The 26,016-nt window shown below is 42.9% G+C and carries 17 protein-coding genes and 1 tRNA gene; 14 read left to right on the forward strand and 4 right to left on the reverse strand.

What is annotated here, in order from left to right:
• Nucleotides 1-316 precede the first annotated feature (316 nt).
• The 12 genes from BQ7394_RS04225 to BQ7394_RS04280 all read left to right on the forward strand — a co-directional run bounded on the left by BQ7394_RS04225 (nt 317) and on the right by BQ7394_RS04280 (nt 18,088).
• Nucleotides 317-586: a co-chaperone GroES gene (locus BQ7394_RS04225; RefSeq protein ID WP_075556223.1), complete on the forward strand. Its 270-nt coding sequence runs from the start codon at nt 317-319 to the stop codon at nt 584-586.
• 33 nt (nt 587-619) lie between these two features.
• Entirely contained in the window at nt 620-2,257 is a 1,638-nt protein-coding gene (gene groL / locus BQ7394_RS04230; protein ID WP_075556224.1) for a chaperonin GroEL, read from the forward strand.
• 100 nt (nt 2,258-2,357) lie between these two features.
• Complete coding sequence (locus tag BQ7394_RS04235) at nt 2,358-3,266, forward strand: AraC family transcriptional regulator (protein WP_075556225.1); 909 nt, start codon at nt 2,358-2,360, stop codon at nt 3,264-3,266.
• A gap of 253 nt (nt 3,267-3,519) precedes the next feature.
• A complete protein-coding gene (locus tag BQ7394_RS04240) occupies nt 3,520-6,981 on the forward strand; it encodes a DUF6383 domain-containing protein (protein WP_075556226.1) in 3,462 nt (1,153 codons plus the stop codon).
• 186 nt (nt 6,982-7,167) lie between these two features.
• Nucleotides 7,168-10,314: a GH92 family glycosyl hydrolase gene (locus BQ7394_RS04245; protein WP_075556862.1), complete on the forward strand. Its 3,147-nt coding sequence runs from the start codon at nt 7,168-7,170 to the stop codon at nt 10,312-10,314.
• A gap of 469 nt (nt 10,315-10,783) precedes the next feature.
• On the forward strand, nt 10,784-13,633 hold the full coding sequence (locus tag BQ7394_RS04250) for a SusC/RagA family TonB-linked outer membrane protein (RefSeq protein ID WP_075556227.1): 2,850 nt from the start codon (nt 10,784-10,786) through the stop codon (nt 13,631-13,633).
• A 17-nt stretch (nt 13,634-13,650) separates the two neighbouring features.
• Nucleotides 13,651-15,285, forward strand: a complete 1,635-nt coding sequence (locus BQ7394_RS04255) for a RagB/SusD family nutrient uptake outer membrane protein (protein WP_075556228.1) — start codon at nt 13,651-13,653, stop codon at nt 15,283-15,285.
• 11 nt (nt 15,286-15,296) lie between these two features.
• Nucleotides 15,297-16,223 (forward strand): LamG domain-containing protein, encoded by a 927-nt coding sequence (locus BQ7394_RS04260; RefSeq protein WP_075556229.1) that lies wholly within the window; start codon nt 15,297-15,299, stop codon nt 16,221-16,223.
• A 199-nt stretch (nt 16,224-16,422) separates the two neighbouring features.
• A tRNA-Leu gene (locus tag BQ7394_RS04265) sits at nt 16,423-16,504 on the forward strand.
• Between the two features lie 80 nt (nt 16,505-16,584).
• Complete coding sequence (locus BQ7394_RS04270) at nt 16,585-17,136, forward strand: RNA polymerase sigma factor (protein ID WP_075556230.1); 552 nt, start codon at nt 16,585-16,587, stop codon at nt 17,134-17,136.
• Between the two features lie 46 nt (nt 17,137-17,182).
• Nucleotides 17,183-17,569, forward strand: a complete 387-nt coding sequence (locus BQ7394_RS04275) for a hypothetical protein (RefSeq protein ID WP_075556231.1) — start codon at nt 17,183-17,185, stop codon at nt 17,567-17,569.
• A gap of 48 nt (nt 17,570-17,617) precedes the next feature.
• The gene (locus BQ7394_RS04280) at nt 17,618-18,088 is read left to right on the forward strand and encodes a hypothetical protein (RefSeq protein ID WP_075556232.1); all 471 of its coding nucleotides are present in this window, start codon (nt 17,618-17,620) and stop codon (nt 18,086-18,088) included.
• Between the two features lie 96 nt (nt 18,089-18,184).
• On the opposite strand, the gene mazG is transcribed toward BQ7394_RS04280, so the two are convergent.
• The 4 genes from mazG to BQ7394_RS04300 all read right to left on the reverse strand — a co-directional run bounded on the left by mazG (nt 18,185) and on the right by BQ7394_RS04300 (nt 24,346).
• Entirely contained in the window at nt 18,185-18,970 is a 786-nt protein-coding gene (mazG, locus tag BQ7394_RS04285) for a nucleoside triphosphate pyrophosphohydrolase (RefSeq protein WP_075556233.1), read from the reverse strand.
• Nucleotides 18,971-19,083: 113 nt separating this feature from the next.
• Nucleotides 19,084-21,159 carry a protein-disulfide reductase DsbD family protein gene (locus tag BQ7394_RS04290; RefSeq protein WP_075556234.1) on the reverse strand — a complete coding sequence of 692 codons (2,076 nt, stop codon included), beginning with the start codon at nt 21,157-21,159 and terminating at the stop codon, nt 19,084-19,086.
• Nucleotides 21,160-21,185: 26 nt separating this feature from the next.
• Nucleotides 21,186-22,097 carry an RluA family pseudouridine synthase gene (locus tag BQ7394_RS04295; protein WP_075556235.1) on the reverse strand — a complete coding sequence of 304 codons (912 nt, stop codon included), beginning with the start codon at nt 22,095-22,097 and terminating at the stop codon, nt 21,186-21,188.
• 479 nt (nt 22,098-22,576) lie between these two features.
• A complete protein-coding gene (locus BQ7394_RS04300) occupies nt 22,577-24,346 on the reverse strand; it encodes a vWA domain-containing protein (RefSeq protein ID WP_082211652.1) in 1,770 nt (589 codons plus the stop codon).
• A 139-nt stretch (nt 24,347-24,485) separates the two neighbouring features.
• Here BQ7394_RS04300 and BQ7394_RS04305 point away from each other — a divergent pair, with 139 nt between their 5' ends.
• Nucleotides 24,486-25,064, forward strand: a complete 579-nt coding sequence (locus BQ7394_RS04305; RefSeq protein WP_075556863.1) for an RNA polymerase sigma factor — start codon at nt 24,486-24,488, stop codon at nt 25,062-25,064.
• Nucleotides 25,061-25,924 (forward strand): energy transducer TonB, encoded by an 864-nt coding sequence (locus BQ7394_RS04310; protein ID WP_075556236.1) that lies wholly within the window; start codon nt 25,061-25,063, stop codon nt 25,922-25,924. The genes BQ7394_RS04305 and BQ7394_RS04310 overlap by 4 nt, the downstream gene beginning before the upstream one ends.
• The last annotated feature ends 92 nt before the right edge of the window (nt 25,925-26,016 follow it).

Here is a 26,016-nt window from a genome sequence, read left to right on the forward strand (position 1 = left end):
TGGTCGAAATCAATTTTGAGCTAGCCCAAAATTAAATTGAGGCATGCCCAAAAGAATAAAAATCCGGGAGTAATCAGTTAAAATATCCTGACCTATGAACTACTTCCTCTGCACTTTTGTTCTAGTCTCGAAGCAAAAAAGGTGATAAAGATAGTCATCCTGTCAGTCAGGTCAGTCTATCTAACTGTCGTGTTATGCAAATTTGTCAGTCTTTTCCCTGCCAATTATTTTGGCACAGATTTCGTATAGAAGTAAACGTGAATTAGAAATACACATATAAACATAACATTATTAACAATTAAAAAATATATCAAAGATGAACATTAGACCATTAGCAGACAGAGTGCTTATCAAGCCGGCTGCAGCAGAAGAAAAGACACTTGGCGGAATCATTATCCCTGATTCAGCAAAAGAAAAACCTTTAAAAGGTGAAGTTGTTGCCGTAGGTAACGGAACAAAGGATGAAGAAATGGTTGTGAAGAGTGGCGATACTGTACTGTACGGAAAGTATGCAGGAACAGAAATCGAACTGGACGGTGAAAAGTATTTGATCATGCGTCAGTCTGATATCTTAGCTATTATCTAATTCATTAACGGACAATAAAAAAATAATATAATCATGGCAAAAGAAATTAAGTACGATATGGATGCCCGCGACCTTTTGAAGAAAGGCGTGGACGAACTGGCAAATGCAGTAAAAGTAACATTAGGCCCGAAAGGTCGTAACGTGATCATCGAAAAGAAATTCGGTGCTCCTCACATTACAAAAGACGGTGTAACGGTTGCCAAAGAAGTTGAATTGGCTTGCCCGTTCGAAAACATGGGTGCTCAGTTGGTTAAAGAAGTGGCTTCAAAGACTAACGACAATGCAGGTGACGGTACGACTACTGCTACTGTATTGGCACAATCCATCATCGGCGTTGGTTTGAAGAACGTTACAGCAGGTGCTAACCCAATGGACCTGAAACGCGGTATCGACAAAGCTGTTGCCAAAGTGGTTGAAAAGATCGCTGACCAGGCTGAAGAAGTAGGCGACCAGTTCGAAAAGATCGAACACGTAGCTAAAATCTCTGCCAACGGTGACGAAACGATCGGTAAACTGATTGCTGAAGCTATGCAGAAAGTGAAGAAAGAAGGCGTTATCACAGTGGAAGAAGCTAAAGGTACTGAAACTACAGTAGACGTAGTGGAAGGTATGCAGTTCGACCGTGGTTATATCTCTCCGTACTTCGTAACAAATACAGAAAAGATGGAATGTGAGATGGAAAATCCGTATATCCTGATCTACGACAAGAAGATCTCTGTATTGAAAGACTTGCTTCCTATCCTTGAACCGGCTGTTCAGAGCGGACGTCCTCTGTTGATCATCGCTGAAGATATCGACAGTGAAGCATTGGCAACATTGGTTGTGAACCGTCTGCGTGGTTCTCTGAAGATCTGTGCTGTGAAGGCTCCGGGCTTCGGTGACCGTCGTAAAGCTATGTTGGAAGATATCGCTGTATTGACAGGTGGTGTTGTTATCTCCGAAGAAAAAGGTTTGAAGCTGGAAGGTGCTACAATGGACATGTTGGGTACTGCTGAAAAGGTTACTGTAGACAAAGATACTACTATCATTGTTAACGGTGCAGGCGACAAAGCTGCTATCCAGGCTCGTATCGGTCAGATCAAGACTCAGATCGAAAACACTACTTCCGATTACGATAAAGAAAAACTGCAGGAACGTCTGGCTAAGATGGCAGGTGGTGTAGCTGTTCTTTATGTAGGTGCTCCTTCTGAAGTGGAAATGAAAGAAAAGAAAGACCGTGTTGACGATGCTTTGCATGCAACCCGCGCTGCTATCGAAGAAGGTACAGTTCCTGGTGGTGGTGTAGCTTACATCCGTGCTATCGAAGCATTGGAGGGTCTGAAGGGTGAAAACGAAGACGAAACAACAGGTATCGAAATCGTTAAACGTGCTATCGAAGAACCGTTGCGTCAGATCGTTGCTAATGCAGGTAAAGAAGGTGCCGTTATTGTTCAGAAAGTAAAAGAAGGTAAAGGTGACTTCGGTTACAATGCTCGTACAGACAAATATGAAAACCTGTGTGCAGTAGGTGTAATCGACCCGGCTAAGGTGACTCGTGTTGCTTTGGAAAATGCAGCTTCTATTGCTGGTATGTTCCTGACAACAGAATGTGTGATCGCAGAGAAGAAAGAAGATACTCCTGCTATGCCTCCGATGAACCCAGGTATGGGCGGAATGGGTGGCATGATGTAATCTCTTCCCATAAGATAAATTATAAACGGCTGCTTCCGAAAAAAGGAAGTGGCCGTTTTTTTATTATATTTGTCGCGGTTTACATATATAATAATGTATAGTGATAAAGATTAAAGAAGGATTTAAAGGAGAACGTTTTGTCTCTTTGCCGGACGAATTGCTGGAGGCTTATAGCCGGGAACCGCTTATCGGTAATTTATATGTCCGTAAGATCGGTTTCTTTCCCCGGGTGAAGTACCATTATGTACAGAAAGACCAGGGATGTAGTTATGCTATGCTTATCTATTGTATAGAAGGGGAGGGCTGGTATACCATTCATGGGAAGACTTATCCGGTGAAGCAGAACCAATACATCATTATACCTCCGAATGTACCGTATTCCTTTGGTTCTTCCGAACATAATCCCTGGACGATATACTGGGTTCATTTCATGGGGAGACTTGGCCGGGAGTTTCTACCGTCTACACCGGTGCCGGGCATAATCCTGCCGGGCGAATATTCCCGCCTGCAAGACCGTGTACAATTGTTTGAAGAGATATACAGTTGCTTCTCGATGGGATATATTAAAGAATATATGGTTTATTCGTCGATGTGCCTATATATGTTCCTTACCTCTTTTTTGTATTTGGAGCAGTATCGTTATATTAATTTACCTAATCATAAGGAATACTCTTTTGCTTCCCGTGTGATCCATTACATGAATGAACATGTGGAGCGTAACCTGACTTTGGATCAGCTGGCGGCTTATTTTAAATATTCTCCATCCCATTTCTCTATGCTTTTCCAGAAGGAAACGGGCGTGTCGCCGATAAACTATTTTATCCGACTGAAGATACAGAAGGCCTGCCAGTATATCGTATTGACTAACCTGAAACTGAATGAGATATCCACAAAGCTTGGTTTTGAAGAGCCGGCTTACTTTTCGCGTACCTTTACGAAGGTGATGGGTATTTCTCCATCCGATTATCGTAAGAAAGAGTCGGAGCATAACAGGAGTCAGGAGGAATGATTTGATATGTCCTTAAAACCGCATTATTTGTACGTTTTAAACCAAGAATCGGATAAGAAAGCGTGGTTAAAGGGAAAAAAAGATAATAAAAAAATAGTGCAACTAAAAAAGATATGTATCTTTGTCCTACAATTTAAGTGCAAGGTATGCACGCAAGAGAACAATTTGATGAGATTTGTTTGAGCTTTATATTTTATTACAGTATAGATTTTATTTGAACTTTATATTTTATTACTAATTAAATTATTTGATTATGAACAAAAAGTTTTCTACTCTTCTTGTCGGCGCCCTGCTGACAACAAGTCTTGGAGCTTTCGCGCAAGGTACTACACATGTACATACCGATGAAAATAAGATCGGTCATGGTATTACTCTTCGCCCAACTGCAACAGCCAGTGCAGCAATTGGTGCTGGTATTAATCATTTTGATGCAGATAAATTGTATCAATTGACAGACGCAGATGGAAAAGTATTGATCCAGACTCGTAATTACCGGACAGGTGAATTGAATTTGAAGTTGGTTAATGTGGCCGACGCTCCTATCAATGCTTCTTTATGGTCTATTAAGGTAACTAACGATAACGTAAGTGGTGTTAGCTATACAATGACAAACAAAGAAACAAACCTGGAGTTGGTTTATGCTCATGTTAATGCAACTCTGTTTAATGAACCGACAGTTACTTCTACAACTAACCTGGATGCTTCTATCCTGGAAGGATGTCTGACTAACTGGACCTGGTATTCTACAATTTCTCAGAATACAAATTTTGATTACAAACCTATCTATTCTTATTTTGCAAACCGTGACTCGGTAGTTGTTCTTCAGAAGAACTTAAGTAGCGAAATCATTGCAGCGAAATATTCTAAAGAAGAAGCTGAAACTGACGTTGAAGCGATTACTGATGCTGTTAAGTTGAAACCGGTTCTGGCTGGTGGTATCATCCTGACTGCTGACGACCTGAACAGAATGGTTGACTTCCAGTACGATGGTACATTCGGTATCGTTTCTGCTGTAGCTCCTAACACTGAAAGCCCGTTGTTGACGAATACTTTCACTGCAGTAGAATTGAATGATGTTGATTTCCCGGTTGTTGCAACTGCTGCTAGTGACGGAGCTGTAAGAAAGCAGTTAGGTCTTAGCTCTGCTGCTGCTACTACTGCATTGGTTGCAGAAGAATTCGTATATCTTAAGAATGCAGCCGGTAAGGTTCTTTCTGTTGGTACAGAATTCTATTCAAGCCTGAGCAAGGAATTACCGATGGTAATGTTGGATGATGTTCCTTCACGCGTTGCTATTCCTGATGGTATAAGCCATACATCTGCTACTTGGGAAGCTCGTAGCTTGTTCCGTTTTACTTATTACCCGTCTAACGACAGTCTGTTGATCGAACCGATGAATGCTATGCCGAAGAATTATGCAAGTAGCTTGTGGCAGAATGCTGATTTCGCGTTCAACTCTGTTTACAATGACTTGACTAAGTTCCATACTAATACAGTAGCAACTCCTGGTAGAGCTAATCTTTACAGTGCTGATAATGGTCCTGTAGCTGTTCGTATTGCTTATCTTACAGAAGGAAAAGCTGTTATCACAGCTAAGAATACTGAAACAAACGGTGGTATCGCACTTCCGGGTTCTTTGCAAACTAAATTTACATTCAAAGATAGAAACTTTAAGTATCTGTCTCGTGTAAATGTAGACCAGGGCTTGTATTTCATTACAGATGTAGCAACTGGTAAGAATGTAGTTGACAACTTCATCGGTCGTTTGATGCTGGATGCTGCTACAACTGCTCAGGATTACAATGATATGCCTGCTACTATGTGGGTTGTTAAGACTACAGGTTGCGGTGCTGTTCCTACAGTAGCTATCTATAACCGTGAATATGCAGACGAAGTATTCGAAGGTCAGCTTTACAAAGATGAAAAGGGTATTTATTTCATCAATAGAAACTATCGTAGCTTCAGAGATAAAGAACTTCAGAATGCAGATACATATACATTTGCAGCAGTAGAAGATAACGAAGCTAAAACAAGTCCTCGTCATGGTTACAAGCACTTCAAGACTGAAGATTTGCTTTATACTAAGTATTACATGAACTACAACTTGTTTGCAAATCAGGAACTGTATCTGAACGTATCTGAAGAAAAGAGCTTTGCTCCGACTCCAGGTCAGGCAACAACTTATGAATTGACAGAAGCTCAGAATATTCTGGTTGATGGTGACAAGGCTATCGACGTACCGTTCGGTTACGGTGCTGAAATCGGTTTGCCGCAGCTTGCAAGAACAGCTTATGTTCTGAAAGTAAGCGACAAGAACCTGATCGACAACGATAAGATCTATGTATATCTGGTAAGCCCGCAGGGTAAGACTCCTTATTACAAGGCTATGACTAAAGCTGAAGCTGCTGCTTCTGCTGCAGATCAACCTAAGTTAGGTGTATTCTATCTGAAAGCCGATCAGGTGAAGGGTGACGAAATCTGCTATGTATTGGTAGATATCAACAGTGGTAATGTTCTGAGAATCAACAATGGTTGGATGCAGGCACATTGCGAAGACGGTGTTGGCGAAATGAGCTACCTGCCTTTGGATAACGTTGCAACTGAAAGAGCTACTGCATTTGCTATTATCACTGACAACCGTCCATTGTATATGGATCTGGGTGAAGTTGGTAAACATATCAATATGTTCCGTGCAAGAGGTACAGGTTCTGAATTCCTGTTCGAAGATTCTAACAACCAGAGCAACGCTCCGCAAGTTGTAAAAGACTTCGGTTACCTGGGTATGACAGCTGAAAAGATTCAGCCGATCGGTAAAGAAAGCAAAACTGCTATCTATGCTGACTATGTAGTAAGTTCAACTGACCGTATGCCTCAGTATCTGTTCGTTCTTCGTCCGGATTCAGTGAAAGACGGTAAGTGGTGTAATACTCACGGTTACAACCCGAACTGCGAACATGAGATGGATTACAACGGTTACCTGGCCGGTAGCTTCCTGATCAACCTGACTGACTCAGTGAAGGGTAGCACTAACATGTTGAATAATCCTGACGTTTACAAATGGCAGTCTTACACTCGCCTTGGTTTCGTAGAAGGTGTTCACCAGGTAGATGCAGATGGCGAATATCTGTATATCTTGAAGGATGGTAGAAAGTTGGCAGACCTGAAGAATAAGGACGGCGTTCTTGATCCTCGCGACCTGTACAACGAAGCTATCTTCGAAAAGAAACCGGTAGACGGCTTACATAAGAACTATGCATTCTCTCTGCGTTTCACAGACGACGATCATAAGGACTTCTTACTGGAATCTAACCTGGATGAAGTATCTCATATTGCTTCGTTCAAGGGTGCATGGGTGAAAATCCACAATGGTGTACCTGTATTGGCTGAATACACTGTAGATAACGGTAACCACGAAGATGACGACAAGAAGATGCAGGAACTGATCAACCAGGCTCAGATCTTCAACTTAGAAGATACTAGCGATTATGCAACATCTAACGAAGGTGTTTCTACATCAGGTGTTAGTGTAATTGCAGGTGAAGGTACGATCACTATCCTGAATGCAACTGGTAAGACAGTTACTGTAAGCAACATCCTTGGTCAGACTGTAACAGTTCAGAATATCACTTCTGACAATGCAACTATCACTGCTCCTGCAGGTATCGTGGTTGTAGCTGTTGATGGTGAAAGTGCTGTTAAAGCTATCGTTAAATAAATAGGAAACTCCTGGTAAACCGTTAGGTTGACAGGTTACATACAACAAAGCCCCGCTGGTTATCCGGCGGGGCTTTTTGCGTATCAGGGGGCAGAATCGGAATATTGTACAACTCAATCGGAATAATATGACTTGCCGGAATTGCTGAAGATTGCTTCTTTTGTCAAGAAAATAATCTTTGCAATTATGAGAAAAAGAATACTATCGTTTAGTTGTCTTTGCATTTTGGCAATTACTTCATGTTCAACGCCTGAACGACAACTGGTGTGGAATATAGGTGTGGCTGACAGTTCGGCTGTTGATCTGGCTTTGGGGCCTGACCGCTATAAAGAATTTCTTGCCAATGACTTTGGCTTTGAAGACCGGTATTATCTGGTTGGAAAAAGTGATGCCAAAGAGTCATTCCCTTATGTATTGCCGGGACCTGCCGACCAATGGGGAGGTACCTGGGCTACTTCCGGTCTGCGGACGCATGATACTAATATTCTCTTTGAGTTGGATAAACTTCCGGTGGAAGGAGAGTGGAATCTGATAATAGATCTGGCCGACAACTCGCCGCATATTCCTCCTCTATTAAAAGTAATGATCAACAATTGTCAGGAAGAGAAGATACAACTGGCTCCGGGTGGGAGCGATGCCTCTATTACCGGTGACATGAGCCAGGCCAAACCTGTCCACTTGATTATTCCTGTAAAAAGAGAATCTTTGCGGAAAGGAGGAAACTGTATTACGCTATCCGTCTTGGAAGGATCATGGCTTGTATTCGATCATGTAGGATTGGAAGGTCCGGGAAGTGTCCGGGCGATCGCTCCGGAGAAAGTCTTTGTCCGTTCCGTAGAGGCTGCAAATTATGAAATAGAAGTAGAAGGAAAAAAAGTGCAACCGCTGCTTGTCGATGTGGAACATCTTGAAGGGCAGCCGCTTCTTTCTGTCAGGCTTGATGGAAAAGAGATCCTGTCTACCCGTCTGGATACAGCCCGTTATTGCCTTGAAGCTCCAATGCCTTCCGTTACGGAGGGTGTGACAAGCACTTTTGAGGTTCGTGCAGATGGTAAAGTGATTCAAAAAGGAGAGGTGCAGCGTCAGCATCAACCGCTTCAGTCTCTGGCGGAATATGTCGATACAAGGATTGGAACGGCTCATTCCCGCTGGATGATAGCCCCTGGACCTTGGATGCCTTTCGGAATGGTAAAGCTGAGTCCCGATAATCAGAATGCAGGATGGCAGGCCGGTTATCAGCCGACCTTTGAAAGCGTAGGCTGCTTCAGTCATATCCATGAATGGACAATGGGTGGTTTGGGGATGATGCCGACAAACGGTCCTTTGCAGACTGTTATCGGTGACGAGTCTGATCCGGATTCCGGCTATCGCTCGCGGATCAATAAATTAAGTGAAGAGGCACCGTTGGGATATTATAAAGTCGATCTTACAGATTATGGTATCCGTGCGGAACTGACCGCAACCACTCATTGTGGTTTCCAACGCTATACTTTCCCGTCGGATAAAGACAGTGCCCGTGTCCTGGTCGATTTGCATATACCAGCAGAATATGATTATCAATTGAAAGATATCGAGATTAAGAAAGTGAGCGATACGCGTATCGAAGGATTTAGCCATCAGTTATCTAAAAATGTATGGAGTTCTGATGCAGACCAGGAATATACGATCCATTTCGTAATCGAATTTGACCAACCGATCTTGTCTATGGGAGGTTGGATAAATGAAAAGCAACAGCTGACAGATCGTCTGACGGCCCGTGATATAAAAGATGCCGGAGTTTGGCTACAGTTTGATGCCGGGAAGTCGCCGGTTGTACAGGCACGTTCCGGCTTGTCTCTGGTAAGCATAGCTAATGCGGCAGATAATTTGGAAAAGGAGATCAGTACTCCTTTCGGCTGGAAGTTCGATGCGGTACGTACTAATCAGCAGAATGTATGGAACGATGTGTTTAACCGGCTACAGATCACGACGAATAACCGGTTGGAGAAAGTTCGTTTTTATACGAATATGTATAGGGCGTTGTGTAGCCGTAATATATGGAGTGATGTAAACGGGGAATGGGTATCCGCCGATGAAAAGGTACGTCGTTTTACGGATCCGGATGATGTGGCTTTGGGGTGTGATGCTTTCTGGAATACGTTTTGGAATCTGAATCAGTTCTGGAACCTGGTAACTCCGGAGTGGAGTAACCGCTGGGTAAAGTCTCAGTTAGGAATGTATGATGCAAACGGATGGTTGGCAAAAGGTCCTGCCGGTATGGAGTATATTCCCGTTATGGTGGCGGAGCATGAAATACCACTGATTGTCAGTGCCTGGCAAATGGGTATCCGTGGTTTTGACGGAGAGAAAGCTTTTGAAGCGGTGAAGAAGATGCAGACAACACCCAGCCAGAAGGTTTGTGGAGGTTATGCCGGAAACCGTGATCTGGTTCCTTATCTGAAACATCGATATGTGCCGACCGACCAGGGACGTTTCTCTAATACACTTGAATATTCATATGATGACTGGACTGTCGCTCAGTTTGCAAAAGCATTGAATAAGGAAGATGACTATAACTATTTTACAGAACGGGGTTCATGGTGGCGAAATGCCATTAATCCGGAAACGGGATATGCCCAGATGCGTAGTAGCGATGGTAGTTGGGCGAAAGATTTCGATCCGTTCCATTCGGGAGCTAACCATCATTATGTAGAAGGGAATGCATGGCAGCTGACTTATTTTGTTCCTCAGGATGTCCCCGCACTAGCGGAAGTCATAGGGAAAGATCGCTTTGTGGAACGTCTGCAATGGGGATTTGATGCCAGTGAGCCCTGGCGGTATAATGCGCCGAACGACCAGTATTGGGATTATCCAGTGGTTCAGGGTAATCAGCAATCCATGCATTTTGCATTCCTGTTCAATTGGGTCGGTAAACCGTGGCTTACCCAGCGTTGGAGTCGTTCTATCGTAGAACGTTATTATGGAACGGGTATGGCTAATGCCTATCTGGGGGATGAGGATCAGGGGCAGATGAGTGCCTGGCTGATTATGGCCTCTTTGGGACTTTTCCAAACGGACGGAGGTTGTAGTACAGAGCCTGTGTACGAAATAGCAAGCCCTTTGTACGAAAAGGTTGTGATTGATTTGGGAGAACGTTTTGGCAGAGGTAAGACCTTTACGATCGAGGCTCGTGGCGCGTCCCGAAACAATAAATATGTACAAAGTGCCGTATTGAATGGCAAGCCCTTACAGTCTTTCCGCTTCCCGGCATCTGAACTATTAAAAGGCGGTTCTCTGGTTCTCGAAATGTCCTCGGAGCCTAATTATTCGTGGGGAGTGAAAGCTGATGAGTAAGACATTCTTTGTTTTGTCTGAATTATAATTTGTATTTCACAAGATATTTATGTTTAAATTTTCTATCATAAAGATGTGCTATCTTCTTTGTGATAGAAGATTTGTGTTGTTTTATTCTTGATAACAAGGTGGTTAGGTTGTATTTTGGAGTAGTAAGATAGTGCAAGTATATCGGATAATTTTATTATAATTCTGTAAAATATAATCTATTACTTTGTTGTAGAGTTAAGTAAGAATTACAGAGTAAAATTAATGAGATAATTATGGTATAGTATCATAAATACTAAATTACTAACTAATAATAATAGTATGAAACAAGTTAATCAAATGTCTAAACTTTTCGTTCGGGGCTTGAGTCGAAGGATGAAAATTCCAATGATCCTTATTTTGTCATTTTTAGTCTTTCCGGGCTATTTAGGGTCTAAAGAAGTGTTAACGCCCCCCCCCCCAGTTAAAAACGGATAATAATATTGCCGGTAAAGTAAAAGATGTTAACGGGGAGCCTCTGTTAGGAGTCAACGTTATGGTAAAAGGAACCTCTGTTGGTACGGTGACGGATATGGATGGTTCTTATTCTCTTACAAATGTTACCTCTAAAGATGTACTAATTTTTTCATTCTTGGGAATGTTATCTCAGGAGGTGACAGTCGGAAATCGTTCTCAGATAGATGTTGTAATGACAGAGGATGTTATCGGGCTTGAAGATGTGGTCGTAACGGGCTATACATCGATGAAGCGTAAAGATATAACAGGTTCTGTCGCTTCCATAAGCGCTGAAAAGATCAGCAGAATCCCTGCTAATGATATTACTACCAGCCTGGTCGGAGTTCCGGGTATAAGAATGGATGGTAGTTCTATACGTATTCGCGGAACACGCTCTAGAAATGCCAGTAACGATCCTCTTATCGTATTAGATGGAATTCCTTATAATGAAACATTATCTTCCATCAATCCGGGTGATATTGAATCGATAGATGTGTTGAAAGATGCGTCATCCACCGCCATATATGGGGCCAAAGGAGCGAATGGAGTTATATTGGTCACTACCAAACAGGCAAAAAAGGGAAAAACGTTGGTCTCTTATGATGGTTTTGCCGGGATCGGAGTCAATAACTGGGGCTCTTTTGACGTAATGGATGCCGATGAATACACCGCTTTTAAACGTGAAGCTTACCGGGCGGCAGGGACATGGAACAGTGAGGCGGATGATGCCAAAGCCTTTGCCGGAGCAGAGATCTCAAATCTGGGCACTATGAATACTGATTGGGCCGGTGAATATTTTAGACGTAAGCGTTTTTGGACAAATCATGTAGTTACGATTGCTTCCGGGAACGATAAAACACAGTATAAAGTCTCTTTTAACTACCGGAATGACGATAGTCGCTATGAAAACAATCACTATGATAATTTTTATTTGACTACCGATCTTTCGCATCAAGTACTTCCTTTTCTGAAAGTCGGAGTTTCAAATCGTGCTTATTATACAATAAAAAATGACAAACCGGATGTTTTTCAGACAGTGATACACATGTCTCCTCTGGCTCCGGTAAGGAATGGGGACGGTTCTTATAATACGTATCCGTTTGGTGATCCTTTTGTGAAAAACCCTTATCTGAATGAGAGTGATGAGGTTTATAAAGACAAGACGGAAGAATGGAAGATATTTCTTCGCCTTTTTGCAGAAGTTAACCTGGCAAAGAATCTGACTTATAATACAAACTTTGCTTATAGTCCTTCTTTTTCATCCAGAGGATATTACTATGACAACAGAAGTGTGTCTTATCAGGATGACCGTAATGTAGCAGGTATGCATAATAACCGTCAGGCGGACTGGGTGTGGAATAATGTATTGAATTATAAGCTGAGCTTCAAGAAACATACCTTTAACCTGTCGGGTGTATTTGAAATGCAGAACCGTCAGCTGGTAAATACCGGTATGTCGGGCAAAGAACAGGAATCACCGGCTTATCTGTGGTATAATATGGGAAGACTGGTAGATTCTAAAACTCTTTCTTCCAGCTTTACCCGTTCACAAATGGTTTCTTACATCGGACGTGTACAATACGATTATAATGACCGGTATATCTTTACTGCTTCTTTCAGAGAGGATGGGGCTTCCCAGCTTTCTCAGGGGCATAAATGGGCAACATTTCCCTCAGGAGCGATTGCCTGGCGTGCTTCAGAAGAAGAATTCATAAAATCGTTAGGTTGGATTACCAACCTGAAGCTAAGAGCAAGTTATGGTTTGACAGGTAATTATGCTATTGCCGCATATGCAACTACCGGTAATTTGTATGGAACTTATGCAAACTTTAAAACAGAGTCTGGAGAAATTCATTATCCGGGTTTGGAGCCGGATACCCGACCGACACCGAACCTGGAATGGGAAAAGAATAAAATGCTCGATATCGGGTTGGACTTCGGATTCCTCGACGGTCTTATTTACGGTTCTGTCGACTGGTACGATTCCAAAAGTTACGATTTGCTTTATTTGAAAACACTTCCGTATACTACCGGGTTTAATCGCGCCTGGGATAATGTGGGAGATACGCGTAACAGAGGTATAGAAGCTTCTCTGTCCGGAACAATAATAAAGAAAAAAGATCTGGATCTGGGTGTGACTCTTTCTTACTATAGGAATAAAGAAGAGTTGGTGCGTTTGCAGGATCCAAAAATGAAAGAAGATATTAATAACGGACTGTTCGTTGGCTATCCTGTTAGCGGTGTGATCTATGATTATAAACAAGTCGGTATCTGGCAAACAGACGAGGCAGACCTGGCCTCTCTCTACGGACAGAAGCCTGGCGAAGTGAAAGTGGCTGACCTGGATGGTAATGGAAAGATAGATGGTAACGATCGTACGATCATTGGAACCAACAGACCTGACTGGGTAGGTGGCCTGCAGATCAGCGGACGCTGGAAAGACCTGGATTTCTCCGTTGATTGTTATGGTGAGTTCGGTGCTATGGGTAGCGATGATTACAGTACGAATTTCTGGGCTTCTGAAATGGGACGCTGGAATACTGTAAAGATTGACTACTGGACACCGGAGAACCCTTCAAACCGTCATCCTCGTCCTGTGGCCGGTCAAAGTATTAAGTATTTGAGTTCCACGGGATATCATAAGAATAATTACGTGAATCTCAGGAATGTAACTATAGGTTATACGTTACCTCAGACACTGACGAATAAAGTAGTTAAAAAAGTTCGTCTTTATGTAACCGCAAACGATCCTGTCCGGTTTAGTAAGTTTCAGAATTCAGGCGGTATTTCATGGTGGGAAACATTTTACATCTTCGGTGTGAATCTTCAGTTCTAATTATAATCGGAAAAAATATGAAAAAGATAATTATAACGGGCATGATAGCTCTTGGTATATCCGTATCGGGGTGCTCGGATTTTTTGAAAGAGGAATCGTATGGTTCGACGACTGCCATTTTTGGAGAAGAAAATGGTATTAAAGCACTCGTATACCAGTCGTATACAAAAGTAAATAACCTTTATGGAGGTGGGGGAGAATGGCCCGCTTTTACGGAACATGGAGCCGATTTATTCCTGAGAGGTGGTAATTTTACAGACATGGGAGTATGCGATTATTATGGATTGGATGCCTCTAACGGAAATGTAAGTTGGCTGTGGAACCACTGCTACAAGGCTTTGGCAAATATCAATACGTTTTTTGAAACCATCGATGATACGCCTTTTGCCAAAGAAGAAGAAAAAGATCAATACAAGGCGGAGATGAAAGTGATGCGTTCTCTCTTTCTTTGGATCATTACCGAAATGTGGGGAGATACCTATTTGCCTCGTACAACGGATGAGGTTGAAGGTATGGAGGCCCGTCGCTCTACTCGTGCTGATTTTTACAAAGAGATTATCGGAGGGTTGGAAGAAGCTATAACTATGTTGCCGGATAAAAGAACTTCGGAGTTTGGTCGTATAGATATGCCTTCGGCAAAAGCTTTTCTAGCCAGAATGTACTTATATAATGAACAGTTTGACGAAGCGATGGATATGGCTTCTCAGGTTATTGACGGTTCTTATGGCTTGGAACTTTCCACTTCACTGAAAGATTTGTGGAACGACAGTAAGCGGAATAAAGAATTTATCTGGACTACGGAGTTTGTAGAAGATGAGTCTTTTAAACAGAGTAGTTACTATTGGCAACATTTTGCAATGTTTATAGACCGTTTTGCCGGTGTAAAAACAGAATGTGGATGGACCGGCTATGGTGGTTGCGGTGCAGTTCCTTCCTTATATTATATATCTTTGTTTAATCACGATGCTGATTTGCGTTGGTCTGATTTGCATCAGTGGGTATGGTATTATAATGATCCGTCTGATGATACATCGGGTTTCCCGAATATGCAGGAGTTATATGCGGATACGGCTTTATATCTGAGTATCGATCCTATCTCTACTGAAGAAAAAGCTAGAATGGCTTCTTGTTATACCGCGTTTGACGTAAATGATCTGTATGATTCAAAAGGTGTACCGACTGATCGAAAGACATTTATAGGAATGACAAAATTTGATGACAATACCCGTCCGGGTGATATGTCTACCAATTCCGATCGGAACTATCCGGTATTACGTCTTGCTGAAATGTATCTGATCCGGGCTGAAGCAAAAATCAGAAGTACCAATAAGCAGGATTTGAAAGGAGCCGTTCAAGATATAATGACTATTCGGCAACGTGCTATAAAAAGCGGATATGAGAAAGAGATGACAGTTACGGAAAAAGATATGACTCCTGAATTTATTTTGGATGAACGCGGACGTGAATTGGCCGGGGAATTTCAGCGCAGACTTGATCTTAAACGTCTGGGCAAACTGGTCGAGCATGTTAAGCTTTATAATCCGGATGCTGCGGCTAACATAAAAGAATACCATAAAGTATGTCCGATACCGCAAACGCAGTTTGATGGTATGCCGGATTGGACTACCCTTGGTCAGAATGAAGGTTATTAAAATGAAATTATATGAGAACAAACTTTATAACAATAATAATGTTGGCAAGCCTTATGTGGATTTGCCAGTCATGCACAGACGATGACAATTCTTCCGCCAGGAATAATTTAGTAGAATGTATCCAGAAAGCGGAAACTTCGATTGCCGAATCTGTGGAAGCAAATGAAGAGGGTTGTATCGCTCCTGGTTCGAAATCTATTTTGCAGACACGGATAGACTGGGCGTATTTTATTCTTCAGAACTCTCCGTCGGATGAAGCATATACGAATGCGTTAGCCATATTGAATGATGCAATTGATGCTTTTTATGCTAATGTCGTTAAATCCGGAACTCCACTTTTTGGCATAGGATCCAAAATGAAGCTGGGAACTGTGGGTGAGTGGGGATTTGAAGAATCTTTTACCATAGAATGCCGGGTGAAATATAATGAGTTTGCGGGAGGCGATCAGAATGTGATTTCCTGTGAAAACGGAAATTCCGGATGGATGCTTAGAAGTAGTGGAAATGTCGTACAGTTCTATATCAATGACGGAGGTTGGGCAGGTTGCCAGACGCCGGCATTGGAATTGAATCGTTGGTATCATATTGCAGCAAGCTATGAAAAAGGTAAAGGGCTTGTATTATATCTGGACGGACAGAAAGTTGGAAGTTCTTCCTGCGGAACATTGGTTGTTAATTTAGTAGCCGATTTACAGGCCGGCACGGCACCTTCTTATTCCAATCGTTATATGAGAGGATATATCCAGGATCTGAGTCTGTGGAAAGATGTAAGAACTGCGGAAGAAGTGGTAACAGATGTAAACTGTAATTTCTCCGGGACGGAAGAAGGGCTGAATGCCTACTGGCCATTGTCTCTTAATCTGGGTACGGAGATTACGGATGAAACGGGCACACGTGTAGCCAGTCTGGTCGATGTTGTTTGGGAGAGTAATGAATAAAAGAGAATGAATATGGAAATAGTATCCTTTCAATGTCCTGACAGGCGTTGGAAGGATATTTTTTCGGGAGGCCTTTCGCCTGAAAGAATACCTGATTAAATATTCTCGAAAAATAATTACAGGATATTTTGTTTTATAAAAAAAAACGCTACCTTTGCACCGCAATCACGAGAGATTGCTTACCTGAAAGTAATGAAATGCCCAGGTGGCGGAATTGGTAGACGCGCACGTTTCAGGTGCGTGTGTCGCGAGGCGTGCAGGTTCGAGTCCTGTTCTGGGCACTTCCGAAAGCGGACAACTGTAAAGTTGCCCGCTTTTTTTATATCCGTTTTTTTACTATATTTGAGCCAAAATGGAGAGGATGCAGCAATATACGGAAGATGAAATAGTAGAACAACTGCGGGATCCGGCCCGGCAAAGGGATGCTTTTGCCTGTGTCGTGAGCCTTTACGGGGAAAAGTTGTATTGGCAGATACGAAAGATGGTATTGAGCCATGACGATGCAAACGATCTTTTGCAGAATACTTTTCTGAAAGCCTGGACGAATATCGACTATTTCCGGGGTGAAGCGAAGTTATCTACCTGGCTGTATAAAATTGCCATCAACGAGTGTATCACTTTTTTGAACCGGCAGCGGAATATGAATAACGTGTCGATCGATGACACTGATGTTTTCCTGCTTGAACGTCTGAAAGGGGATGAGTATTTTGACGGTGATGAAGCACAGTTGAAATTACAGAATGCTATCCTGACTTTGCCCGAGAAGCAACGTTTAGTGTTTACCATGAAATATTTTGACGAGATGAAATATGAGGATATGTCGGAGATGTTAGGAACTTCCGTAGGAGCCTTGAAAGCCTCTTATCATCATGCCGTAAAAAAAGTAGAGGAGTTTTTAACAAAAGACATTTAAACCTTTTGGGTGAACGCTCGTCAAAGGAATATTAAAACGTAGGAGTATGGAAAAAGAACAAAATAATCTGGATCGTTTTAAAGGGAAGAATCCTTTTACCGTGCCTGATGGGTATATGGAGGATTTGACGGCTAATATAATGAGCCGGTTACCTGAGAAACCGCAAGTAGAGGTGAAGAAGATCTCTATGATGGATCGTATGCGTCCATGGTTGTATATGGCAGCTGTATTTGCCGGACTGGGACTGTTCTTTAAAGCTATTGTCGGTATCGATGGTGATCAGAGTAAGACGGATACATTATTAGTTCAGTCTAATGATACTTCTGCTACGATATCTGCTATACAGGATGCTGAGAATGAAGAATATCTGGAGTATCTGGAGGCACAGTACACAGATTATCTTTTAGCAGAAGAATTGGGCAATTATGAATAATTTGATGAAAAAAAGAAGTTATTAGCATATTTTTGTAATAATACTTGTATGAATAAAATATTTTTTATTACATTTGTGGCGATTTCAGTTTTATTCTCTTCGAAAGTGTTGGCGCAGGGAGATAAACAACATCGACATTTTGACAGAGAGGCCTTTCAGGCAAAGAGAAATGCATTCATTACAGCAGAAGTGGGGTTAACTCCGGAAGAGGCAGCTGCTTTTATTCCATTGTGTAATGAGTTGCAACAGAAGATGTTTGAGGTTGGTCGCGAATGCCGGAAGCTTTCAAAAGAAATAAAGCATAAGAAGTCTCCAACAGAATCCGATTATTCAAAAGTAAATGATGAATGTCTCGGAGTAAAGATGAAGGAGGCAGCTTTAGAAAAAGAATATTACGAGAAATTCAAAAAGATATTATCGCCCGAAAAGCTCTATAAGTACAGGCGTGCCGAATATAAGTTTGCACGTAGTTTTATGAAAGGGCCGGATGATAAGAAAGATGAAAACAAGAAAAAATAAAATATTATCATTATTTGTGTTTTTTGTTTAGATTTAGTTTTGGCGTTTAAGTTAAGGGAGGGGTGGCGACGTGATGTCGGTTCCCCTTTTGTTTTTTTATAACCCTTTCGATTTGGCTTCGTTCCAGATCTTATCCATTTCTTCCAACGGCATATCTTTTAGTGAGCGTCCTTCTTTGATGGTATGATCTTCCAGGTAATTAAAACGGCGGATGAACTTTTGGTTCGTGCGTTCCAATGCATTGTCCGGATTGATTTTATACAGGCGGGCAGCATTGATAAGGCTGAAAAACAGATCACCGAATTCACCTTCCATTTTATCTGCATCCATCTTGTCGATTTCCTCTTTTAGCTCGGTAAACTCTTCATGTACTTTATCCCATACCTGGTCGCGCTGTTCCCAGTCGAAACCTACGTTACGTGCTTTATCTTGGATACGGTGTGCTTTAACGACAGAAGGGAGAGAAGCGGGTACACCTTCTAAAACCGTTTTATTACCTCCTTTTTCTTTTAGTTTTAGTTGTTCCCAACTCTGTTCTACCTTTTTAGCCGTATCGGCAGATGCATCGCCGAATACATGCGGATGACGGTAAATCAGTTTCTGGCAGAGGCTGTCGCATACATCTTTAATATCGAAGGCTTCTTTTTCTTCACCGATTTTAGCGTAAAAGACGACATGCAGAAGCAAGTCCCCTAATTCTTTCTTGATGTTGTTGTTGTCATTTTGCATGATTGCCTCACATAATTCGTAAGTCTCTTCGATGGTGTTCGTGCGAAGGCTTTCGTTTGTTTGCTTTTTATCCCAGGGGCATTTTACCCGGAGCTCGTCCAGGATGTCTAGCAGTTGCCCGAAGGCTTCCATTTTTTCTTGTCTTGTTGCCATATTATCTATAATAATGTACTGGTTTTATAATATGACAATATGCCAATGAAACTCCTCCTATTATCCGGAGGGTATTTCAATTGGCATATTGGCGTGTTGAATTTATTATTTAATTACTTTTCTTCTTTCTTGAATTGTGTCAGTCCGTTTTGCAGGAACTGGATGTATTTTGATACATCTTCGTTGAATGCATACGACGGGCCGAGCGGCTTACCTTCGTCATTCAAAAGAATATAGAATGGCTGGGCATTTGCTCCGAACTTGCTTCTCTGGAGATAACTCCATTTGTCGCCGATCGTTTTCAACTTGCGCACTTTACCATGTTCTTCAATTTCAATCGGATGAGGCAATTTAGTCTTATCATCTACCATCAATGTGATCAGTACATAATCTTTCTCCAATAGTTGCTTTACCTTCGGGTCTGTCCATACGGATGCTTCCATCTTACGGCAGTTTACGCAACCGAAACCGGAGAAATCGATCATAACCGGTTTGTTCACTCGTTTGGCATAGGCCATACCGGCTTCATAGTCATCGAAAGCGGCATGTACTTCGTCATCATACAAGTTGAAATCCTGCGTATACAAAGGAGGAGCGAAGGCACTGATCGATTTCAGAGGTGCCCCCCAAAGTCCCGGAACCATATACATGGCGAATGCAAACGAGATAATTGCCATAAACAGGCGGGGGACAGATACATATTTTACATCGCTGTCGTGACTGAATTTGATCTTGCCAAGCAGGTAAAGGCCGAGCAATACAAAAATAACAATCCACAATACGATAAATACTTCACGGTCAAGTAAGCGCCATCCGTATGCCAGGTCGGCAACAGAAAGGAACTTCAATGCCAACGCCAGTTCGAGGAAGCCTAAAACTACCTTTACGGAGTTCAGCCATCCCCCTGATTTCGGCATACTTTGCAGCATATTCGGGAAGATTGCGAACAAGCTGAACGGAATCGATAAAGCCAGTGCAAACCCGAACATTCCGATAGCCGGGCCAACTGCTGTACCCATCGAAGCTGCTTGTACCAATAATGTTCCGATAATCGGACCGGTACATGAGAAGGATACCAATACCAACGTAAACGACATAAAGAAGATACTCAATATACCAGTGGTTGAATCTGCTTTACTATCCAGCTTGGTTGTCCATGAAGCCGGCAATACCATTTCAAATGCTCCGAAGAACGATATGGCAAATACCACCAGCAGCAGGAAGAATATGATATTGAAGATTGCGTTGGTAGATAAGTCATTCAAGGCACTGGCACCGAAAATACCGGTAATCAGTAATCCCATGACCAGGTATATAACGATAATGGAAAGCCCATAAGTTAACGCGTCGCGTATTGCTTTTTTACGATCCTTGGTCCGTTTCAGGAAGAAGCTGACTGTCATTGGGATCATAGGCCATACACAAGGAGTAAGCAAGGCGATCAATCCTCCGAGGAATCCGGCAAAGAAGATGAATAACCAGGAGGTATCGGTTGCTGTAACCGTAGTGTCGCCAAAAGCTTTCAAGTCATCGACAACGGGAGCCCAGAGAGCTGCGTCGTCAGTCAGTGCGTTAGCTATTTTAGCCGGGCTGGTGATTACTTTTTCAGTTTTTGCTGCCGGGTCAGGAGTTGTAAGAGTTACTGCTTCTTCAAGAACCTGGTTGGTATCCGGTTGTTCGGCGGTTACATCGTCTTTGTCTACGACAGGTGCATCGGCCGGTAATGTCAGTTTTGTGTTTTTTGCATCGAAAGCGAAGCTTACCCGGTCGGGAGGCAGGCATGTCTCGTCGTTACAGGCCATAAATTCAACTTCACCTTCTATCTTGAATTTCTTCGGATCGGTTATCTTTACCTTTTGAGTGAACGATACGGTTCCCGGATACCAGCGAAGGTCCATGGCGAACAATTCGTCGTATACTACCGTCGGTTTGACGGAGGAAACCGGTTGTCCGATCAATTCAGCTCCTTTCAGAGTCTCAAATGTAAAAGATGTTGATACGGGTCCGCCTTCAGGCAGGTTCATGTCGTACAGGTGCCATCCTTTCTCGGAGGTTGCGGTAAACACAACTTCTTTTTCGGCAGTTTTGGAGTCTTCCAGTTTTATTTTCCACTTTACAGGCTGGTGTATCTGTGCCTGCACAGCCAGTGTTACGAACACCAGCAAAAAAACACTAAAGAGTTTCTTCATACGATATTTATTTCTGTCTTAGTTATTTATTTAGCTAATGATGTGAATGTAGTAGGGATACGCGTTTCAAAACGCATCTCTTCACCCGTTGTCGGATGGATAAAGAAGAGTCGTCGGGCATGAAGCATCAGCCGTCCGGCAGGATCAGTTTCGGCGCCGTACTTATTATCGCCGGCAATAGGGTGTCCGATAGACTCCATCTGGACACGTATCTGGTTTTTGCGGCCTGTCTCCAGGTCAAGTTCCAGTAAAGAATAATGACCGTTGCTGTGTAGCTGGTGATAGCGGGTGATAGCCTCTTTTCCGTCGCCTACAGCTGTTACGTATACTTGCATTTTTGCATTTTCAGTCAGGTTTGAGACAATCAGGTCGGTATCTTTTTCCGGACGTCCTTCTACGACAGCGACATAACTACGAGCGGTGATAGCCGAGTTCCAGTTCGATTGAAGCGCTTTTTGTACGCGTTGATTCTTGGCAAACATCATCAGCCCGGAAGTATCGCGGTCCAACCGGTGCAAAACAAATATTTTGTTTTTCGGGTCTGTCTTTTTTACATAGTCGCTCAACAGGTGATAGGCGGTCCGCTCTTTTACCCGGTCGCTCGAGACGGACATAAGTCCTTCTTTCTTGTTGACAACGATCAGGTCGTCATCTTCCCACACGATGTGTAATAGAGGATTGCTGAACTCCACCTTCCCTCGTTCGTAACTGATCTCGACTTCGTCTCCCGGCACTAAAGGAGCGTTGAACTGGGAAGTGACTTTCCCGTTTATCAAGATTTGTCCGTGGGCAAGTAAGGCCTTGACGGAACTTTTGCTCTGTTCGCTCAACAATTGGAACAGGAAAGGAAGCAGTGTATTCTCTTCCTTCACCGCAACTTTGCGTCCGCGAGGGGCTTTTTTTTGATTTGTGTCTTTGTAACCTGAGCGTCTTCTCATTTTATTATCATAAATAATTCACAAAGATACTGGCAATTGCGGAATGTTGCAAGCAGTCTTTGTATATCTTAGCTGTTAATCTATTTGTTTTTTTGTTTAGAGGGTAATACTATCTTTGTTTGTCCTACATGGTAAAAAGGAAGAGAAAACCGTTCACCGTTCACCTTATGTGTTTTAATATGTTGATAGATAGTTGTTTATTGGTTCTGATTGTGGGTGAACGGTTTCCTTAAAAGGTGAATGGTTGGGCTAAACCGTTCACCTTTGTTTTTTCAACCTACTTGTATGGTATAGGTTCTTGATTATTAGGTCGTAGTTATGCACTATTTATGTCAAAGCTAACTATCTATTCGCTTAACGAGCAAGGTCGTTAAGCTTGATGAGCGTGGTCGTTAAGCTTTGCGACGACTGTCGCAAAGCTTAACCATGGTGGTTGGTTGCTGAGTAAGTCCAGACTTAAGGTTTAGTATCCAATGACTTTAATCGTAGTATGTAGTGGGGAGAGTAATACAAACAGGAATGATAGTACTCGTTGCAGTAGTCAGTCCGTTCATTGTTTCTACCAACCGGATAAATTCCCGTTTGTAACCTTGGCGATCATTTACTAGTCCGCTTTGTGCCAGAGAGATCACCTGATTATATGAGCCTGTTCCTTTGTATTCGGAGTTACGCAGTAGCTGGCCGAACATGGCGACTGCTGATGCAAAATAGAAATCGGGGGAAAGCTTGTTGTTGCCGCTTGCTTTCAATTTAGTCTCGATCAATTGGCTGACGTCGCTGTCAGGAGCTTTGTAGCGCAGGCGTATAGCCAGTAACTCCGGTTCTGCAAACTGCATGGTGCGGGGAGCATTGTTCGGCTTTATTTCATAAAAAGCCGTTACCGTATGTCCGGCACCCATTTCACCGGCATCTTTGGTGTCGTCGTTGAAATCCCTGTTATTCAATAAGCGACTTTCGTAACCGACCAGACGATATTCCTGTACCTGATCGGGATTGAAAGCGATCTGTAACTTCACGTCTTTGGCTACGGCATACATTGTACTACCAAACTCATGGACGAGCGTTTTGTTTGCTTCCTGAATATTGTCGATATAAGCATGGTTACCGTTTCCCTTTTCGGCAAGTACCTGCATCTTACTGTCTTTATAATTCCCCATTCCATAACCCAGAACGGTTAGGAATACACCGCTTTTACGTTCTTTTTCGACTAATCGTTCCAATCCTTCGGAAGATGATACTCCCACATTGAAATCGCCATCGGTACAGAGTATCACGCGGTTGTTCCCTTCCCGGATATAATTCTTCCGTGCAATATCGTAGGCAAGTTGGATACCGGCACCACCGGCAGTCGAACCTCCTGCCGTCAGTTCGTCGAGTGCTTCACGTATTTTTTGCTTATTACTTCCGGAGGTGGATGGAAGTACCACACCTGCTTCTCCGGCATATACCACGATGGCTACGCGATCTTCTTCCCGCAGATTATTGATCAGGAGTTTCAGGGATGACTTAACCAATCCCAGACGGTCCGGCCCATACATAGAACCTGATACGTCTACAAGGAAAACCAGATTGGAAGCCGGTAGATTTTCAGAAGGAATCTCTTTCGCTTTTAACCCGATACGCACCAGACGATTTTCTTTATTCCAGGGACATGGTCCTACTTCGGTGGTGATATTTACAGGATCTTTTCCTCCTGGTTTCTCGTAATTGTAGGAGAAATAATTAATTAATTCTTCTACGCGGACAGCATCGGCCGGAGGATTTTGCCCTTCATTGATATAACGCCGGATCGTCCCGTAAGAAGCGGCATCGACATCGATCGAGAAAGTAGAAAGCGGTTCGTTATTGACTTTCCTGAATTTGTTTTCTGCCAATTGGTTATATTCGTTCCTGTTTGTCCCCTGATCGTAATTATAGGATGAAGATGTGGTCACCAAAGCTTCGCAACAAACGACTTCTTCTTCTGCAATGATAGGAGCTGCGTCTTCAACGATAGAGAGAACCTCTGCCTGTGCCTTCGCTGTTTTCTGTGTTTGTATCTCAGCCTGAGCCGGATGCGGAACCGGAGGAGGCGTACAGATTAACGGTTTTTCTTCGACAGGTTGTTTGGCCGGACAGATTGCGACAGCTGTGTTGTCTATGTTTACTACCTCTTTGGTTTCCGGTATCTGCTTTTTTACAAGAAGAAACAGACCGCCAGCCAGGATAGCTGCCGTAAGTAAGCTGATGATTGTTGTTTTCGTTTTCATGACTGATCCTGTTTAATGATTAATGAATTGCTTTTACCTGATAGATGCCGCGATAAAGGGGAATTCCATAAATGTTTCGGACTTTTTTGAGAAAGATTTTAATTTAAAGTTTACATTTGTAGAAAAAAACGAGAACAACTTGCTGTTTTTCAGACGTAACATATCAACCTATTCAGATAGCGAACTGCTGCAATTATATAAGGAAACCGGGAAAAGCGATTATTTCGGTGAACTGTATAATCGCTATATCCCATTGCTATACGGGTTGTGTCTGAAATATTTGCAGGAAGAAGAGAAAGCACAGGATGCTGTCATGCAATTGTTCGAAGACCTGCTGCCGAAGCTTTCGCGTTACGAGATTCGGGAGTTCAGAACCTGGATTTACAGTGTGGCAAAGAACCATTGCTTCCAGCTGTTACGAAAAGAAAATCCCGAGATAGCAACCGATTTCGACCGGCAATTTGTGGAATCGTACGATTTATTGCATCTATTAGATAAAGAAGAAACGAGTGACGATGCCCGTACGGCAGCTCTCAAGCACTGTCTGGAGAAGCTGCCCGAACCACAGCAACGTTGTATCCTGTCTTTTTTTATGGAAGAAATGTCGTACGTCGATATCGTAGAGCAGACCGGGTATCAGCTTAAAAGCGTAAAAAGTTATATTCAGAATGGCAAACGCAATCTGAAAAGTTGTATTGAAAAGAGAATGGCGCAATGAAAAGTCTGTTGCAATACATACAAGGTTCACGAAAAGGCAAGGAAGCCCATCGCCTGGAAAAAGAGGCGATGAAAGATCCTTTTCTGGCCGATGCACTGGATGGTTTTCAGACAGTGGAGGGCAACCATGTGGAAAGTATCGAAGCAATGCGTCGCCGTATCTCCCGCCGTACTCGTTCCCAAAGAGATCAGATCGCGAAATGGAGTATTGCTGCCAGCTTGTTGATTTGTCTGGGATTTGGCAGTTACTTTTGGTTCAACAGAGATGCCGCTATGCCGAAAGAGTTACAGTCGATGGTTATACAGGAAGAAGCTGTGACACCGCCACTTCCTCCTGAACCGGTGATAGCCCAGGCTGCTGCTACCGGCGAATTACAGGAAGAAACGGAAGCGATGCAAAAGAAAGCTCCAACAGCAACAAAAAAGCCCGAAGCTAAAATGCGGCAGGCAACCCCTACGCCGGCTCCTTTGGCTGCTGCTCCTGCGAGAGCTGAAGTCTTGTCTATCGTTGAAGATGATGCCGATGTAGCAGAAATGATCGTGGCGGAAGAAGAAGTAGCGATGGATGCAACTATGGCTCGTGCCCCGATACACCGGCCGGAACCCGTTATAGGCTATAAAGCCTATGAAGAATATTTGCGTAAAGAATTGATTCACCCACAGGACTCAACCTGTAAAGGGGTGACCGGAACTGTCGTTGTTGCATTCCATATCAATGAAAAAGGCCGTCCGGTCGATCTGGAAGTCAAACGAAGCCTGTGCGCATCAGCAGACAAGGAAGCACTTCGCCTGATCGAAAAAGGTCCGGACTGGAAAGTGGATACGACCCGGGTTATTGTTCCTGTCCTTTTCGCTCCGTAAGTAATCTATTCAAATATTTTGATTTTGACAATTTGTTTCGTTCGTGTTTCTTTCTCGTAACTATTCAGCCCCCTAATTCATAACGGAGAGAG

It is taken from the genome of Parabacteroides timonensis, from assembly GCF_900128505.1.
GTDB classification, from domain to species: domain Bacteria; phylum Bacteroidota; class Bacteroidia; order Bacteroidales; family Tannerellaceae; genus Parabacteroides; species Parabacteroides timonensis.

Coding starts and splice junctions, on each gene's coding strand:
- BQ7394_RS04225 (WP_075556223.1), top strand. CDS start 317: ATGAACATTAGACCATTAGCAGACAGAGTGCTTATCAAGCCGGCTGCA.
- groL (WP_075556224.1), top strand. CDS start 620: ATGGCAAAAGAAATTAAGTACGATATGGATGCCCGCGACCTTTTGAAG.
- BQ7394_RS04240 (WP_075556226.1), top strand. CDS start 3,520: ATGAACAAAAAGTTTTCTACTCTTCTTGTCGGCGCCCTGCTGACAACA.
- BQ7394_RS04245 (WP_075556862.1), top strand. CDS start 7,168: ATGAGAAAAAGAATACTATCGTTTAGTTGTCTTTGCATTTTGGCAATT.
- BQ7394_RS04255 (WP_075556228.1), top strand. CDS start 13,651: ATGAAAAAGATAATTATAACGGGCATGATAGCTCTTGGTATATCCGTA.
- BQ7394_RS04260 (WP_075556229.1), top strand. CDS start 15,297: ATGAGAACAAACTTTATAACAATAATAATGTTGGCAAGCCTTATGTGG.
- BQ7394_RS04270 (WP_075556230.1), top strand. CDS start 16,585: ATGCAGCAATATACGGAAGATGAAATAGTAGAACAACTGCGGGATCCG.
- BQ7394_RS04275 (WP_075556231.1), top strand. CDS start 17,183: ATGGAAAAAGAACAAAATAATCTGGATCGTTTTAAAGGGAAGAATCCT.
- BQ7394_RS04280 (WP_075556232.1), top strand. CDS start 17,618: ATGAATAAAATATTTTTTATTACATTTGTGGCGATTTCAGTTTTATTC.
- mazG (WP_075556233.1), bottom strand. CDS start 18,970: ATGGCAACAAGACAAGAAAAAATGGAAGCCTTCGGGCAACTGCTAGAC.
- BQ7394_RS04290 (WP_075556234.1), bottom strand. CDS start 21,159: ATGAAGAAACTCTTTAGTGTTTTTTTGCTGGTGTTCGTAACACTGGCT.
- BQ7394_RS04295 (WP_075556235.1), bottom strand. CDS start 22,097: ATGAGAAGACGCTCAGGTTACAAAGACACAAATCAAAAAAAAGCCCCT.
- BQ7394_RS04300 (WP_082211652.1), bottom strand. CDS start 24,346: ATGAAAACGAAAACAACAATCATCAGCTTACTTACGGCAGCTATCCTG.
- BQ7394_RS04310 (WP_075556236.1), top strand. CDS start 25,061: ATGAAAAGTCTGTTGCAATACATACAAGGTTCACGAAAAGGCAAGGAA.